Origin of the sequence: Polynucleobacter sp. AM-25C3 (assembly GCF_018882335.1) — a bacterium.
Taxonomy (GTDB): domain Bacteria; phylum Pseudomonadota; class Gammaproteobacteria; order Burkholderiales; family Burkholderiaceae; genus Polynucleobacter.
The window spans coordinates 1-15,895 of record NZ_JACVOS010000001.1 but is presented as its reverse complement, the minus strand read 5'-3'; the positions used below and the strand labels follow the sequence as shown (position 1 = coordinate 15,895).

Annotated in this window: 14 protein-coding genes and 1 pseudogene; 10 read left to right on the top strand and 5 right to left on the bottom strand. The window is 44.7% G+C overall.

Features of this window, described 5'->3' with window-relative positions:
- Window position 1 precedes the first annotated feature (1 nt).
- The 6 genes from pyk (at window position 2) to ICN12_RS00050 (ending at window position 6,328) form a co-directional block, all read left to right on the top strand.
- Window positions 2-1,438, top strand: coding sequence for a pyruvate kinase (pyk, locus tag ICN12_RS00075; RefSeq protein WP_216269975.1), 1,437 nt, complete (start codon window positions 2-4; stop codon window positions 1,436-1,438).
- A gap of 59 nt (window positions 1,439-1,497) precedes the next feature.
- A complete protein-coding gene (gene fba, locus ICN12_RS00070) occupies window positions 1,498-2,562 on the top strand; it encodes a class II fructose-bisphosphate aldolase (RefSeq protein ID WP_216269974.1) in 1,065 nt (354 codons plus the stop codon).
- Window positions 2,563-2,569: 7 nt separating this feature from the next.
- Complete coding sequence (locus ICN12_RS00065; protein WP_216269973.1) at window positions 2,570-3,466, top strand: phosphoribosylaminoimidazolesuccinocarboxamide synthase; 897 nt, start codon at window positions 2,570-2,572, stop codon at window positions 3,464-3,466.
- Window positions 3,467-3,547: 81 nt separating this feature from the next.
- Window positions 3,548-4,042 carry a 5-(carboxyamino)imidazole ribonucleotide mutase gene (purE, locus tag ICN12_RS00060; protein ID WP_216269972.1) on the top strand — a complete coding sequence of 165 codons (495 nt, stop codon included), beginning with the start codon at window positions 3,548-3,550 and terminating at the stop codon, window positions 4,040-4,042.
- Between the two features lie 4 nt (window positions 4,043-4,046).
- Window positions 4,047-5,231 carry a 5-(carboxyamino)imidazole ribonucleotide synthase gene (locus ICN12_RS00055; protein ID WP_216269971.1) on the top strand — a complete coding sequence of 395 codons (1,185 nt, stop codon included), beginning with the start codon at window positions 4,047-4,049 and terminating at the stop codon, window positions 5,229-5,231.
- A gap of 2 nt (window positions 5,232-5,233) precedes the next feature.
- A complete protein-coding gene (locus ICN12_RS00050; protein ID WP_216269970.1) occupies window positions 5,234-6,328 on the top strand; it encodes an L-threonylcarbamoyladenylate synthase in 1,095 nt (364 codons plus the stop codon).
- On the opposite strand, the gene dacB is transcribed toward ICN12_RS00050, so the two are convergent.
- The 4 genes from dacB to ICN12_RS00030 are packed head-to-tail and all read right to left on the bottom strand — an operon-like array spanning window position 6,274 to window position 11,778.
- Window positions 6,274-7,833 carry a D-alanyl-D-alanine carboxypeptidase/D-alanyl-D-alanine endopeptidase gene (dacB, locus tag ICN12_RS00045; protein WP_216269969.1) on the bottom strand — a complete coding sequence of 520 codons (1,560 nt, stop codon included), beginning with the start codon at window positions 7,831-7,833 and terminating at the stop codon, window positions 6,274-6,276. The two genes, ICN12_RS00050 and dacB, sit on opposite strands and share 55 nt — an antisense overlap.
- 57 nt (window positions 7,834-7,890) lie before the next feature.
- Window positions 7,891-10,320: a response regulator gene (locus ICN12_RS00040; protein WP_216269968.1), complete on the bottom strand. Its 2,430-nt coding sequence runs from the start codon at window positions 10,318-10,320 to the stop codon at window positions 7,891-7,893.
- A gap of 7 nt (window positions 10,321-10,327) precedes the next feature.
- Window positions 10,328-10,951: a response regulator transcription factor gene (locus ICN12_RS00035; protein ID WP_216269967.1), complete on the bottom strand. Its 624-nt coding sequence runs from the start codon at window positions 10,949-10,951 to the stop codon at window positions 10,328-10,330.
- Entirely contained in the window at window positions 10,951-11,778 is an 828-nt protein-coding gene (locus tag ICN12_RS00030; RefSeq protein ID WP_216269966.1) for a diguanylate phosphodiesterase, read from the bottom strand. The genes ICN12_RS00035 and ICN12_RS00030 overlap by 1 nt, the downstream gene beginning before the upstream one ends.
- Window positions 11,779-12,117: 339 nt before the next feature.
- Between ICN12_RS00030 and ICN12_RS00025 the strand changes: the two genes are divergently transcribed.
- The 3 genes from ICN12_RS00025 to ICN12_RS00015 are packed head-to-tail and all read left to right on the top strand — an operon-like array spanning window position 12,118 to window position 14,523.
- Entirely contained in the window at window positions 12,118-12,264 is a 147-nt protein-coding gene (locus tag ICN12_RS00025; protein WP_216269965.1) for a hypothetical protein, read from the top strand.
- 49 nt (window positions 12,265-12,313) lie between these two features.
- Window positions 12,314-13,657: a hypothetical protein gene (locus ICN12_RS00020; protein WP_216269964.1), complete on the top strand. Its 1,344-nt coding sequence runs from the start codon at window positions 12,314-12,316 to the stop codon at window positions 13,655-13,657.
- Window positions 13,658-13,695: 38 nt separating this feature from the next.
- Window positions 13,696-14,523 carry a DNA adenine methylase gene (locus ICN12_RS00015; protein WP_216269963.1) on the top strand — a complete coding sequence of 276 codons (828 nt, stop codon included), beginning with the start codon at window positions 13,696-13,698 and terminating at the stop codon, window positions 14,521-14,523.
- A gap of 103 nt (window positions 14,524-14,626) precedes the next feature.
- On the opposite strand, the gene ICN12_RS00010 is transcribed toward ICN12_RS00015, so the two are convergent.
- Window positions 14,627-15,481: a hypothetical protein gene (locus ICN12_RS00010; RefSeq protein WP_216269962.1), complete on the bottom strand. Its 855-nt coding sequence runs from the start codon at window positions 15,479-15,481 to the stop codon at window positions 14,627-14,629.
- On the opposite strand from ICN12_RS00010, the pseudogene ICN12_RS00005 reads away from it, so the two are divergent.
- Window positions 15,452-15,895 (top strand): annotated as a pseudogene (locus ICN12_RS00005) (transposase); the annotation flags it as partial. The gene ICN12_RS00010 and the pseudogene ICN12_RS00005 sit on opposite strands and share 30 nt — an antisense overlap.

Genomic DNA, 15,895 nt, shown 5'->3' with positions numbered 1-15,895 from the left:
TATGTTGAGAGCAACAAAGATCATTGCCACATTAGGGCCTGCATCAGAAAAGCCCGAAGTTTTGCGGGACATGATTCGTGCAGGCGTGGATGTAGTGAGGATGAACTTTTCTCATGGCACTGTTGCTGACCATAAAGCCCGTCACGATTTAGTGCGCAGTATTTCTGCGGAAGTGGGCAAAGAAGTTGGCATCATGGCCGATCTGCAGGGTCCAAAAATTCGTGTTGGTAAATTTGTCGATAGCAAAATCCTTTTAAAAGAAGGCGCGCAATTTATTTTGGATGTAGCGTGTGAGCTCGGCAATCAAGAGCGCGTAGGCTTGGATTACAAAGAGCTGCCGCAAGATGTAAAGCCAGGTGATCGTCTTTTATTGAACGATGGCCTGGTCGTGCTGCGTGTGGAAAGTGTGAAGGGTGGTGAAATTTTTACCCTCGTAGAACAAGGCGGCCCACTCTCTAATAACAAAGGTATTAATCGTGCTGGCGGCGGCTTAACAGCACCTGCTCTGACAGAAAAAGATATTTCCGATTTGGATGCAGCAATTGCGATGGGCGTTGATTTTCTGGCAATCAGCTTTCCAAAAGATGGCGCAGATATGGCCTATGCCCGTAAGTTGGCAGATGCTGCTAGCGCAAAGTATGGCGTTGGTAAAGTTCGTACGATTGCTAAAGTTGAGCGTGCTGAAGCGATTGAGTCTGATGCACTCAACAGCATCATTGCGGAGAGTGACGGCATTATGGTTGCGCGTGGTGACTTGGCTATTGAGGTTGGTAATGCTGCCGTGCCAGCCCTGCAAAAGCGCATGATCAAGCTTGCACTTAAAGCAGATAAATTTACGATCACTGCAACGCAAATGATGGAGTCCATGATTAATGCTCCGGTGCCAACGCGTGCTGAAGTGAGCGATGTGGCGAATGCCGTATTGGATGGAACTGATGCAGTGATGCTTTCTGCTGAGTCTGCTGCCGGTATGTACCCAGTGCAAACCATCAAAGCAATGGCTGAGATTTGTGTTGAAACTGAAAAGTCGCACCGCGTAAAACTGGATACCGATTTCTTGGATCAAACTTTTTCACGCATTGATCAAACCATTGCCTTGGGTGCGCTATTTACAGCGCATCACCTCAATGCCAATGCCATTGCCGCTTTGACGGATTCTGGATCTACCGCGGTATGGATGAGTCGTCACAATATTCATTTGCCTATTTTTGCCTTAACTTCAAAGATTGCAACTCAGCGTGCTTTGAGCACTTATCGCAATGTATTCCCCATTGGTTTGGATTACACCAAGCACCGTGATACCGCTTTGCAGGAAGTGGAGGATTGCTTGAAGAAGTTGGGTGCGGTGAAGAAGGATGACGTTGTTGTTCTGACTTCCGGTGAGCCGATGGGTGAGCCTGGTGGCACGAATTCACTCAAAATTATTCAGGTGAAGTAATTCACTTTTTAAACATTGATTTAAACATTCATTACTAACATTTTAATTAAGAGATCATCATGGCTTTAGTATCTTTACGACAACTCTTGGATCATGCCGCTGAAAACGGCTATGGCTTGCCCGCCTTTAATGTAAATAATTTGGAGCAAGTAACGGCGATTATGGAGGCTGCGAATGAAGCGGATTCTCCTGTCATCATGCAAGCCTCTGCTGGTGCTCGTAAATACGCAGGTGAATCGTTCTTGCGTCATCTGATTTCTGCAGCAGTTGAAGCATATCCACATATCCCTGTCGTGATGCACCAAGATCATGGCCAAAGCCCAGCAGTCTGTATGGCCGCAATTAAGAGCGGCTTTACTAGTGTGATGATGGACGGTTCCCTGGAGGCAGATGGCAAATCTGTCGCTAGCTATGAATATAACGTTGATGTGTCTAGAGAGGTCGTGAAGTTCTCTCACTCTATTGGGGTGACTGTTGAAGCTGAGTTAGGCGTTCTTGGTTCTTTAGAGACAATGCAAGGTGACAAAGAGGATGGTCATGGCGCCGATGGCAAGATGACGCGCGAACAGTTACTGACTGATGTTGAGCAAGCGGCGGATTTCGTTAAAGCAACTCAGTGCGACGCATTGGCGATTGCGATTGGTACTAGCCATGGCGCATATAAGTTTACTAAGAAGCCTACGGGCGATATCTTGGCAATTGAGCGCATTAAAGAAATCCACACTCGTATCCCAAATACGCATTTAGTCATGCATGGCTCTTCTAGTGTTCCACAAGAGTTGCTCGCGGAGATTCGTGAGTTCGGTGGCGACATGAAAGAAACTTACGGCGTTCCTGTAGAAGAAATTCAAGAGGGCATTAAGAACGGTGTACGTAAGATCAATATCGATACCGATATTCGCCTTGCAATGACTGGCGCTATTCGTCGTTATTTGTTCGAAAACCCAAGCAAGTTTGACCCCCGTGATTACCTCAAGCCTGCACGTGAAGCTGCTAAGAAAGTGTGTATTGCGCGCTTCAATGCCTTTGGCAGCTCGGGTCAAGCATCAAAAATTAAGCCAATTCCATTAGAGAAAATGGCTGAGCTGTATAAGAGTGGCAAATTGGCCCAGATTGTGAAGTGAGATAAATATGCCAGCTTTGTACGCTACCTCTATTAAGTCACTGCCTTTGCTATCCAAAGGAAAAGTGCGTGATGTCTACGCGCTCGGTGACGATAAGCTATTAATGATTACGACGGATCGCTTGTCTGCCTTTGACGTAGTCATGGGTCAGCCCATTCCTGAGAAGGGTATTGTGCTCAATCAGATGGCGAACTTTTGGTTTGATAAATTGGCTAATGTGATTCCGAATCACTTGACTGGTATTGATCCTGAAAGCGTTGTGCCTGCTGATGAAGTGGAACAAGTTCAAGGCCGTGCGGTGGTTGCGAAACGCCTTAAGCCGATCTTGGTTGAAGCGGTGGTCCGTGGCTATCTTGCTGGCAGCGGCTGGAAAGATTACAAAGAGACCGGCAAGGTTTGCGGGATTCCATTGCCAGACGGTTTGGAAAATGCGCAGAAGTTACCTGAGCCCATCTTCACTCCTGCTGCAAAAGCAGAAATGGGTGAGCATGATGAGAACATCTCTTTTGACAAAGTGATCGAGATGATTGGTGAGAAGTTAGCTAGGCAAATTCGTGAAGTCAGTATTCGTTTGTACAAAGAAGCTTCTGAATATGCTGCAACCCGCGGGATTATCATTGCCGATACCAAGTTTGAGTTTGGTTTGGATGATGCTGGCCAGTTGGTATTGATGGATGAAATCCTGACCGCTGACTCTTCCCGTTTTTGGCCTGCTGAAACCTATTATGTGGGCGCGAATCCACCTTCTTATGACAAGCAGTTTGTCAGGGATTGGCTTGAAACCGCTATGGTGGATGGCAAGCTTTGGTCAAAAACAGCCCCTGCACCAGCTTTGCCAGCCGATGTAATTGATAAAACAGCGGAAAAGTACCGCGAAGCCCTCACTCGTCTGACTAAGGCCTAATTTCCTGAGGCCCCTAAAAAGGCTGGGATAATAAGGTCTTAGATGGATTAATGAGTTAGATCAGGGCATTTGGAGGGGTAGATGAGCAAGAAGCCAGTAGTCGGAATAGTCATGGGCTCCAATTCAGATTGGGACACCATGCAACACGCCGCTCACATGCTTGAGCAATTTGGTGTTGCTCATGAGGCTAAGGTTGTCTCTGCCCACCGCATGCCTGACGATATGTTCCAGTATGCAGAAAATGCTTCTAAGAATGGCTTAAAGGCAATTATTGCTGGTGCTGGTGGCGCTGCCCATTTACCAGGCATGTTGGCATCTAAAACTATTGTTCCGGTTTATGGTGTTCCAGTCGCTAGCAAGTATCTGCGTGGCGAGGATTCTCTTTACTCGATCGTGCAAATGCCTAAAGGCATTCCAGTGGCGACATTTGCTATTGGTGAAGCGGGCGCAGCGAATGCAGCATTGCATGTGATTGCCAATTTAGCCCTCAATGATCCTGCTTTGGCAAAGCAGCTAGAAGAGTTTCGTGCGAAGCAGTCCGACACTGCGCGTTCAATGAATTTGCCGGGATATTAAAAAGATGGCAGATCGTTTGGAACCCATCTTGCCGGGTTCGTATTTAGGAATATTAGGTGGCGGTCAATTGGGACGGATGTTTACACAAGCCGCTCAAGCAATGGGATACAAGGTCTGTGTCCTCGATCCTGGTTCAGATAGCCCTGCTGGCTCCATTGCTGAAAAATTTATTCAAGCCAATTACACCGACTCTGCCGCTCTCAAAGAGATGGCGAGCTTCTGTAAATCGGTGAGTACTGAATTTGAAAATGTTCCCGCTCAAGCTTTAGATGAGTTGGAGTCTTTGGGTGTTTTTGTTGCACCTCGCAGTAGTTGCGTATCTCTAGCTCAAAACCGCGTTGCCGAGAAAAATTTTTTGGCCACCTGGAAAGCAGAAACCAATATTGGCCCTGCGCCTTACTTTGTAGTTGATCACGATGCAGATATTGAGCATGTTCCAGCAGATCTATTTCCTGGCATTCTGAAAACAGCTCGCATGGGTTACGACGGCAAAGGTCAAATTACCGTTTATGACTCTGCCAATCTGGTTGCAGCTTGGGCTGAATTAGGAAAGGTTCCCTGCGTTCTTGAAAAGCGCATGGATTTGGATTTTGAGGTGTCTGCTTTAGTGGTGCGTGGCTATGACGATGCCGTAGTGGCCTATCCTGTTTCTCAGAATAGCCATCGCGATGGGATATTGCACACTTCTACGGTGCCGGCGCCATCACTCAAGCCTGCGCAAGAGAAGAAAATTATTGAAGCCGCTAAAGCGCTGATTCGTAAGATTGATTACGTAGGTGTTTTGTGTGTGGAATTTTTTGTACTCAAGAGTGGCGACATTGTGGCGAACGAGATTGCACCGCGCCCACATAACTCTGGCCACTACACCATGGATGCCTGTGTGAGCAGTCAGTTTGAGCAGCAAGTCAGAAGTATGGCTCGTTTGCCTTTAGGTGACACCCGCTTGCTAGCGCCGGTCTCTATGCTCAATCTCTTGGGAGATCTTTGGTACGAAGGTAGTGAAGACAAGGCAAGAGAGCCCGCCTGGGATCAAGTGCTTTCCCATCCGGATGCCAAGTTACATTTGTACGGCAAGTCTGATCCACGTATGGGTCGAAAAATGGGCCATATAAATTGTTTGGGCGAATCACTGAATCAGGCTCGCCAAAATTGTGCTGCTGTCGCCGTTGAATTAGGGATCGAGCCCTAAAAATGCCCAGCGATAGTAGCTCCCCCCAATTATCCGCGGTGATTAATGAGGCAGTGCAGACTTTACGGGATGGCGGCTTAGTCGCGTTTCCAACAGAGACGGTCTATGGCTTGGGGGCAGATGCGAAAAACCCCGATGCAATCAAAAAAATCTTTACTGCCAAAGGCAGGCCTTCTAATCATCCTCTCATCGTCCATTTAGCAGCACCTGATAAATTTGATCAGACCCAAGTCGACTGGGTGCCAGTATTGACCCCATGGGTAAGAGATTTATCAGAAGATGCGCTCAAGCTGATTAATGCTTTCTGGCCAGGCCCGCTCACCTTAGTATTTAAAAAAGATAAAAGTGTTTTGACGGAGTTGACTGGTGGCCAAGATACGGTAGCGATTCGTGCACCCGCTCATCCTATTGCACAAGAGTTGTTGCGTAAATTTAAGGGTGGAGTTGTTGCTCCATCAGCCAATCGTTTTGGCAAGGTGTCACCAACGAGTGCCGCTGATGTTCGAAGTGAGTTTGCAGGCATGCTGGACCTCATGATTTTGGATGGCGGCGATTGCGAAGTGGGTATTGAATCCACCATCATTGATTTATCTTCTGGTGATCACCCAGTCTTATTACGTCCAGGCCTCATTACTCCCGGAGAAATTTTTGCCAAAACAGGTATCAAAGTCTATCTACCTGGTGACGGCAGCTTAACAAAGCAGGACGGCGATTTACCAAGAGTTTCTGGCAGTTTGCGTGCCCATTACGCCCCAACGACTCCATTAAGAATGTATTCATCTGGCAGGGTCTTAGATGCACTCAGTGAGTTCCCGGACATCAAATCCCGGGTTGCTGTTGCCGTATGGGATTCGGATTCTTCATTAGGGGAGGATGGACATCCCTCAGTGCATTTTGAAGAAGTGCTGGTGCCAAGTGATAGTGCGGCATTCGCAAGTCGTTTGTATCGCACCTTACGAGATCTTGATCAACAGGGTTGGGATTTAATTCTGTTTCCGGAGCCGCCTGCCGGTGAGGAGTGGGATGGCGTAAGAGATCGACTTCAGCGCGCGTGTTTTGGTTCTGGCCCATCGTCCAGTAGCCACGCCAATAATTGATCGTGCGCCTCTAAACCTCTCCAAGCATTGGGGTGGTTAATAAATGAGGTCACTGCATACATCTTTCCTGATTTACTCATCACATAGCCTGAAATTGCTCGGACATCTGCGAGTGAGCCAGTTTTAATGCGCGCCTCAGGCTTTTTCTTCAAATGCAGGAATTTTCGTAAATGTGCCATGAGGCGATTGCGCATCGTGCCATCCGTTCCTGCGATTGGCAGGCTGTTGTAAAAAATATCACCTATTGATAGATTGCGTGCTGCAACTAATAATTGATTGAGATGCTCTGCAGAGATTGCCTCGTTTCGAGAGAGACCAGAACCATTTTCAATTACGAGTTCAGGAAACTGCAATCCTAAGCCTTTTAACCAACTCTGAATCACGAGCTCACCATTTTCAGTGGTTGCTGGTTTACCCATTTTTTCCAAAGCTAAGGTCAGCATGAGTTGCCGAGCCATCACATTGTTGGAATATTTATTAATATCCTGTACATCATCTGCAAGGGCGATACCTTCAAACTGAAGCAGTAATCGCGCTGCTAGCGGAACCGTGCCAGACTTTCCAATGGGTGCTTGAGTCCAAGTTCCGCCTGCTAGCTCCCAAGCTGCCGCAAATCCTTGAGTGAGAAAGGTATTGGCATCTAAGGCAACGACGTTGTAGTTCACTCCCTTGCAGGAGCTGGGAAAGCTGCCAGAGAACTGCGCAGTCAGCAGTTGATCGGTGTTGGCGTTACTACCTTCTGGATCTAAGTTAAAGCGGATATTACTTTTCCAACTATCGCAGGATTGATCAACCAATAGCATTTGGTTGATCACCTTTAGTTGGGATAGGGGTGGCGTGTAGCTAATGTCGATGAAGTCCGCTGTTCGGGATTTACCCAGCTGAAACGAGAGCGTTCTGAAAGCATACAGCAGAGGGTCTGGGGGTACGTTATAGGCACGCAAGGATTCACCATCGATGGTGTTGTGCTCCATGACATTGGTGGCGTAAGCGCTTCGATCAAAAAATAAATTGCCATCGATTTTCTGAATACCAAGATTTTGTAAGGCCTTCATCATTTTGGTTAATTCTTCGGGGATCAGTTTTGGATCGCCCGTGCCCTGTAAATACAGATTGCCTTTCAGTATGCCTTGACGGATTAATCCATCGGTATAAACATTGGTGCGCCAACGATATTGAGGCCCCAAGATATCTAAGCTAGTGAGGGTGGTAACAAGCTTCATTGTTGAAGCAGGGTTCATTGCCTGTTTAGAGCGCCAATCCAGCTCTGTTTTTGCCGTTATTTTTCCTGGTCGTCCTGGCTCAATTTCGACCACGGAAATGCTGATAGCCTCTTTGGGGATTTGGTTTTTCTCAAGGCTAATCGCTATGGCCTTGGGAATGTACTGCAGGGCAGTCTCTTGAGAAACCAGGTCGGCAGAGTGGGCTTGGTTCGTAATCAGGAGGCTGACCCAAAGAAGGGTCAGCAGACATAGGGTGGAGGGCGGATTGAATTGGGCGCGCATTCCCCATAGGATAAACCTTGGCGCTCACCAGTCTAAAAGTATCCTAGTCATCCTAAATTAATGTCGAAGTCTTTTTTTATAATTCTCGATGGTCTGGTTTTGCTCTTCCAGAAGGGTAATGAATTGTTCGATGCGCTCAGTAAGCAAGCCCTTCGTTTCCAGGGCTTTGCAGGCATCAGTAAATTGCGAGGCATTCAGTAGTTGGGCTCCACCCTTAACTTTATGAACCAGACTTTGAAATTGCGCTTCATCAATTGAGGCTCTATTGGTGTCTGAGAGTAATTGACCCAGAATTTCTAGATGTACTTTCTCAATTTCTTCCAAGATCACAACGATTTGATGGGGGTCATCCTTGATGAGATTAGAAAAGGCGTCAAACGAATACTCTTCCCCGACACAGGCGGAGGCTTTGCTAGAGTCAAAGTAGCGCATGAGCGCATTCTCAAGGGCGCCCAGGCTGAGTGGCTTAATGAGGACGCCATTCATGCCCGAAGATAAAAATTGATGACGTGAGTCTAAAGCGTAAATATCTGCTGTAACGCCAATAATGATTAAATCGCGATTACCCAAAGATCGGATTTGTTTAGCTAGTTCAGAGCCTTGCATTCCAGGCATAGATTGATCTGTCAGCATGAGATCGAAATGATGGTCTCTCATCAGCTCCAGCGCCGCAGTGGCATTTTCACAAACCGTTGTTTTGATCCCGAGCGCCTCTAATTGCAATGACAAAATTTGACGGCTCGCTGGGTGGTCTTCAACTACCAAAGCTTGAATGGCGCAGTTTTTTCGGCCAGGTCTTTTAGAAATCAACGCTGTAGATTTTTGCCTTAGTGAATTAAAACAAGAAGCCTGCGTAGCGGCAATGCTGGTTCTTGGAAAGGCGACTGAAAAATGGATATTGCTCCCAAATCCTGGAGCACTCTCAAAATAGAGATGACTATTCATGGAGTTAACTAGGTGATTGGTGATAGTAAGCCCAAGACCGGTCCCCTTCTTTTGTTCGCAGAGGTGAGATTCTTGTGCTGCAGGCAGTTGCTCAAAAGCTTGAAGGGCTAATTTGATTTGATCGCTCCCCATGCCTGCTCCAGTATCAATGACTCTGAATTCTAGTAATTGGCCTGCATGATCATCGGCAAGAACGGTAACGGAGAAGTACACCTCGCCTTGAGTTGTGAACTTAATTGCATTGCTCAGTAAATTTTGGAGAACTTGTCGCAGACGCAATGAATCGATCATGAGAACTTCAGCGATTCTGGGGTCAATCGAAGTATGGAGTAAGAGATTTTGTTTCTTGGCTACCGTAGAGAATGCAGCATGAATATCCATTACCAATTGATGTGGATTGCAGGGCTCTAAATTGAGGGTCAGCTTACCCGCTTCAATCTTCGAGATATCCAATACTTGATTCAGCATGCCTAAGAGAGATTCGGCTGAAGCTTGAGCACTCTTCAATAGGGGTTTATCTTTTTTAGGAAATTGTGCACTACCTAGAAGCAGTTCCTGAACTCCAAGAATGGCATTCATGGACGTGCGAATTTCGTGGCTCATCGTTGCCAGAAAAGCAGACTTTGCTGCATTTGCCTTTTCAGCCAGCTCCTTTGAGTGCAGCAATTCAAGAGCAGTTTTCTTTTGATGAAAATATTTTCTTTGGAGTTGGTAGAACATCACACTACCAAAAAGGAAGAAGAGGATGGCGCCCAGCCAAGGTAACATGGTTGATCTGGGCTCAGAGTCACCTCCCAATGCGAAGAGTTGGCGTGATGCAATGGGGTCTAGGTCATCTAGAAAGTGGCTGATGACGTCGTGCAAGGGCGCAGCTTGGTCTGAGATCAGCCAGCGATATGCAAAAGGATCGCGACTGTATAAGCCATCTATTTTTAGATCTGGGTTTTGGGAGCTTTTTATCAGTTGGTGCGCCAAGCGAATGGGCATGACTAGCGCCTCGATATCACTCTTAATGAGGGATTGAATTAATCCATTAGGGTACTGTGTTTCCCTGCTTTTGCTTTGGTCATCAATACTAGAGGGTGCATTCTCAAGACCTCGATCGAAGTAGCCAATCTTGAGATTAGGTGAGTCTAGCTTGCTTGATGCTTTAGCGATGATGGCATCCTGCCCCCAGAAGATAGCCTCTGATAGAGAGCCAAATTGCAAGATGTGTTCATTAATGTTTGGTGGATCAATGATGAAATCTACCTCTCCCCTGGCGATTTGCTGTAGACCTTCTGGGTCTGATTTTCTCCACACCGGTATAAATTGTTGACGAGTACATTCTTCAATTTTTGATATCAGCTTTCTGAATACGCCTGCTTCTTGTGACTTATTTGATTGAGCTAGGTAGGGCGCATATTTTTCATGAATACTAAATCGCACGATAGGGTGAGCATCGATCCAGGATTGTTCCGCTGCACTGAAAGGCCCTGCATGAGCAAAGCCTGTAAAAACACAGCAGATTAATACAAGATTTTTCAATATGAATCGATGCATACTCGGTTTAGCTTTCGATAATATTGTTCATGCGGCAGAACAAGATCAAATCGGCAATATTGTTAATACCTAGCTTGTCAAAGACTCTGGTCTTGTAGGTTGCGACTGTCTTGTTACTGATGTGTAGTAAGTCCGATATCTGTTGGTTGGTATTGCCTTTACCCAGATACTTCATGACTTGCAATTCACGATCCGATATCAATGCCAATTTGTCATTGTCACTCAGTGAGGTATTACCATTTTTCCCATGCGTGAAAAATGTATAGCCTTGTGAGATAGCAACGCATGCCGCCAAGATGACATCTGCTCCAGCAGTCTTATTGACAAAGCCATGTGCGCCTAAGGATCGCACTCTGCCGCCATAGACCGCTTCATCTAAGCTAGATAAAACCAGAATGCGAACCTCTGGATACATTAAGCCAATACGGCGTATGACATCAAACCCATCTGTCTTTGGCATATCTAAATCCAATATCACCATATTGGGATTGACTTCTTTGATTGAGCGTAGACACTCTTCACCGTTTTGCGCCTGTCCCGCTATCTCAAAAAGCAATTGATCTTGCAACATACTTTTTAATGCCATCAGCATAGCTGGATGGTCATCCACCAACATCACGCGTTTTCTCATTACTTGTCTCCGTTTAGGTTTTTATGAGGGTGCAGCGAAAAAATGGCTTTAGCGATGCGGCTATCGCTAATGTGTAGCATCTGATGGCGACTAACTGGCGGCATCATGAGTCCGCCGTAGCTGTGGTTTGCTCCTAATGCAATGACGTTTTCTAAATCCTTAACCAAGGTGACATTGCTGACATAGATTTGAGATTGAAATTTCTGGCCAAGAGCGATCATGTCAATCGGCAGTCCTGCAGCTCTGAATTGGCCTATCTCCAGATGAATACCTTCGGGTTGCATTGCTTCAATCCAGCGGATTTGCGAGCTGGCCCCAGAAAAATCGAGAAGATGCATTAAGACGCCAAGGCGACGCATACGCAATAAGCCTTCCGTGCAGGAATCTATGGAATCTGCATCATTCAGTTTGTACACACCTAAATTGACTAGACCGACTGGGAGTCGTAAGTTTAGGATGAGGTCGCTTAAGGCATCTATAAAGCCGCTGGATGCTAGATGCTGAGCAGGAATGGGCAAGATGCCTGGAATAAAGCGACCGCTACGGTACCAGTACGTGATTGTGTCTAAGCCCTCCATGAAAAATCTGAGGAGTTGCGTGTCGGTGGCGGTCAGTAATGGTCTAAATAAAGAGCTCGTCAGCTTTGTTCCTTGAGCATTAAAAATGGGTTCGTTACTAATCGCTTGTCGCTGGGACCAGGATTGGTGTTCTTCAAGCGCTTCGCTACTAAGGCCAAGCCAAGGCTGGCCGCAGGCATCGCGCACTTCTTGGAAGGGTTTGTTCTTCCAAGCCTTTACAAGCGTGTACAGCCGGGATTTCGGGCTCATCAGCATTCTCCAATCATTGATTAGCCAGTCTAGGCATGACAGATTGGAGCGGTAAGGGCTTAAGGCTTATTTATGCGTAGGAATCTACCTACTTGCCTGCCCCTATTATAGAAAGTGTGGGAAGCCCATTTTATCGCTTGCAGTTTAAGTTGGTACTATAGTTTCTTTTAAATTCAATAACTTAGAGAAAATACCGAAATGCTATTTCAAGTTGTTCTGGAAGCTTAAGTTGGGATTTTTCCGGCTTTCCGAAGCTTAAGTTGGGATTTTGCCAAATTGGATTTGTGCATTAGATTCATAGGCAGCTACCCAGCTACTCATTTTTAATAAATATTAGTTATGGATTTGACCCCCTCAAAAAAGCCAATAAAACTGATTAAACGTATTAAAAAAGCAGAAAAACGTATGAATAGGGGTAAAAAACAGGCTAAAAAGCAACTTGATGAGGCAAGGCGGGATCTTGAGTGGCATTATTTAACAAATTAGATATATAGGTTGAAGAAATTTATTTGATTCAATTTTTAAAGGGGTTATTTTGGTTAATGCAACTTCTATAGTGAAGATTCAGGACATATATTTGGACTTAAATAATCCACGCTATACGCAGCAACAAAGTGAGTCAGAGGCAATAGAATATTTAATAGCTAACGAGGATGTGAAGGTATTAGCTAAGCATATTGCAGAGATTGGGAGTACTAGTCCGCTGGAGTTGATGGCATTAGTTCCGCACTCTAAGATTAAAAATGCTTACTTTACGGCCGAAGGCAATCGACGATTATGCGCACTTAAATTATTGGTGGATCCAGACAAGGCTAAATATGAAAAAGACAAGGCTTACTTCAAAAAGTTAAAAGATGGGATGAAATTAAAAATAACAACCGTATCTGGGGTTATTTTTAAAAGTTTTGAATTAGCTAGGCCTTGGGTGGAGCTAAGACATGATCCTCAAACTGGGGTAGGCACCAAGAGATGGGATGCGAGCCAAAAGGGGAGGTTTAATAAACTTGGAAGAGCGGATACGCCCAATGCTAGAGCATTGGATCTTATGGACTACGCAAGAGCTGAAGGGCTTTTGTCGGAGGCTCTTTTGCAAAATATTCCAATAACTACTTTAACTAGATTTTTAAGTACACCAGATGTGAGGTCGGCAATTGGGCTTGCTTCGACCAGTGGAATTGAGATTAATGTCCAGGATAGTGATTTTAATAAGGCGTTAAAAAAGTTTTTAGAAGACGCATCCAATCCCGATGGAGCTATAAACTCAAGAGCAAATGCAGAGGATAGAAAGCTTTATGCAGAAAATTTTAGAGTTCGTGGGTTTTCTCCAAAAAATAGAGGGGTAGCTATTCACTCTCCGGGCATCAGGATGAGCTCTCAGGCATCAAATGGATTGACGCCTGTAACTCAAAAGCGAGTGAGCGCTGGAAAGAGCGCAAAGAGTAGAGATAAAGACAAGAAAATAATTCCTTCTGGCTTTGTATCTAAAGTAAAAGATCCAGTTTTCTCTAGACTATTCAGGGAATTGAAAGAGCTGGATGCTGAGACCTTTAGCTTTGCGGGGGTGTATTTAATGAGGGCGCTGATTGAGCAAGCATCTGTGTTGTATCTGAAGAAAATGAAGGTGCCCAATTTACCTGATAAATTACATTTAAAACTTGGGGCTGTCTCAAAAGAATTGCAGGCTAGTGGATATAGCGGCAGAGGATTAAAGGCGCTCAATAAAATGGCAAGCGATGTTAACTCTACATACTCTCCGGATACGATAGGAAATTTTGTTCATGGAGGAGCCATTCCAAATAGGGTCTATATCATTAAACTATGGGATACATTTCAGCCTACGTTAGAAGAAATTTTGAAGGAAATTGTAGTAAATAAATAACTCTGGCCAACAGCTTGAAAATTGTTTAGGATCTTAGTATGCCAATAACAGACACTCCACTACGTTATCCAGGAGGTAAGACACAGCTTTTACCGTTAGTGATTGAAATCCTAAAAAAAAATGACTTAATTTATGGGGAGTATGTTGAGCCCTTTGCTGGTGGATCAGGAATTGCGGTATCTTTATTGTTAAATGATTACGTATCTCAGATTTACTTAAATGACTTAGACTATTCAATCTATGCATTTTGGCATTCTGTAATTTATGAATCCAAAGAGCTCTGTCGTCTTATAGATAAGACCGAGGTTACTATTGATCAATGGCATCGTCAAAAGAAGATACTGGCTACCCCGGAAAAGAAAAGTATTCTAGAGATTGGTTTTGCAACCCTGTTCTTAAATAGAACAAATAGATCTGGAATTATTAAAGGCGGTGTTATTGGCGGGCTTGAGCAATCTGGAAACTATAAGTTAGATTGTAGATTTAATAAGGTTGACTTGATTCGCAAAATAAGCCGAATAGCCCTTTACGGGGATAGAATTACGCTTACGATGTTGGATGCAGAAATATTTATTAAAAAAAATATCCCTAAAACTGCTAAAAATTCTTTCATTAATATAGACCCCCCATATTTTTGCAAGGGAAGTGGGTTATATACAAACTTCTATAAGCCTGCGGATCATGCATCACTAGCCCAAGGCATTTCAAAAATAAAACGTAAGTGGATGGTAACTTATGATGATGTTGATGAGATTAGAAGCTTGTATTCAAATTTTCCGATGTATACAAAGAATCTTCAGTATTCAGCGCAAGAAAAGAGAATAGGAGTTGAGTTGCTTATATCCAGCAAAGAATTGTGTATTTAATTCGAATGGATAAATTTATATGGAAGAAGGATGATGGGCAACTCTTTTTCCTTGTATTTTTTATTTTGTTTTAAATTTTAGTTAAAAATTGATGAGGGCTAACCTACCTTTCGGTAATATCTGGAATATTAGAGGCTTCAATACCATAGCCTTTGATCATTGTTGCCACAAGCTTTTGACTAAATGAATTGCCAAAAGTCTTTGTTGCCGCTTGGTGTTCTCTAATCCACCTATTCCAAGGATTTTTTGGGCCCTTCAGGCTAAGAAAGGCTTGAAATTCAGGGGATTGATAGAAATCTTTAAAAATTTCCCTTAAGGAGGGGTGCTTTGCTTTTGGGTTGCTACCGCCATGGTTTGTGCGAAAAGCTGAAATTAAATCAGTAAGATTGATCGGATCTTGTGTGATTGAAAGCGTACGAGATATTTCACGAGAGATATTTGTTAGTGCCGGTCTATTGAATCTAATTCCATTCTGCCAAATTTCATCATCTGGTTTTAAGTTATATAAAAATTCAAATATTAGTTGTTCTGGCGGGAGCGTTCCCGGAAGTAAAATAACGGAATTAAATTTTTTTGCTTCTTGCGCATCGCCGTCAAGGGCAATTAAACTTTTTTCTGAAAATTCAGGAATCCCTTTCTTAATAAGTTGCATGTAGTTAGTACAGCCCAACGTTATTTGGCGCATTGCTTTAATAAATTTCTTCCCTTTGTGCCTTATTAATAGGGCATTAAGAAAATCAAATCCTTCGCCATCTTCTGCATAAACGTTTATACGAGGTAAGGTGCTAGCATTATTCGTATGAACAACAGTTGTTGCGAGATCGGCATAGATGTCGAGCGGTAATACCCCCGCCCCTTGGTAATACCCCCGCCCCTTAACCTGAGTTAAAAGTAGAATTTCTAAGTTGTTTGATTTAAAGGAAATTCTATGAAAACCTCCCGCTTTACCGATAGCCAAATCATGGCCATCCTCAAACAAGCCGAGGCTGGCATGCCAGCCCCAGAGCTATGCCGTGAACACGGCATTAGCATTGCTAGCTTTTACAAGTGGCGCGCCAAGTATGGCGGCATGGATGCCTCACTGATGTCTCGCGTTAAAGAACTAGAGCTTGAGAACGCCCGCTTAAAGAAGATGTATGCGGAGGTTCAGCTCCAAGCCGATGTCCTTAAAGAAGTCTTACAAAAAAAGTAACTCGGCCATCTCGTAGGCGCGAGATGGCCAGCCAACAGGTTCACAGTGGTCGAATGAGCATCCGTTTAGCGTGCGATACCTTTGTCATTAGCCAGACTTGCTATCGCTATCACCCGAAGCTATCGACCGACAATGCCCTCATTGCTGATTGGCTGGTGCGCCTTACTCAGAACCAGCGTA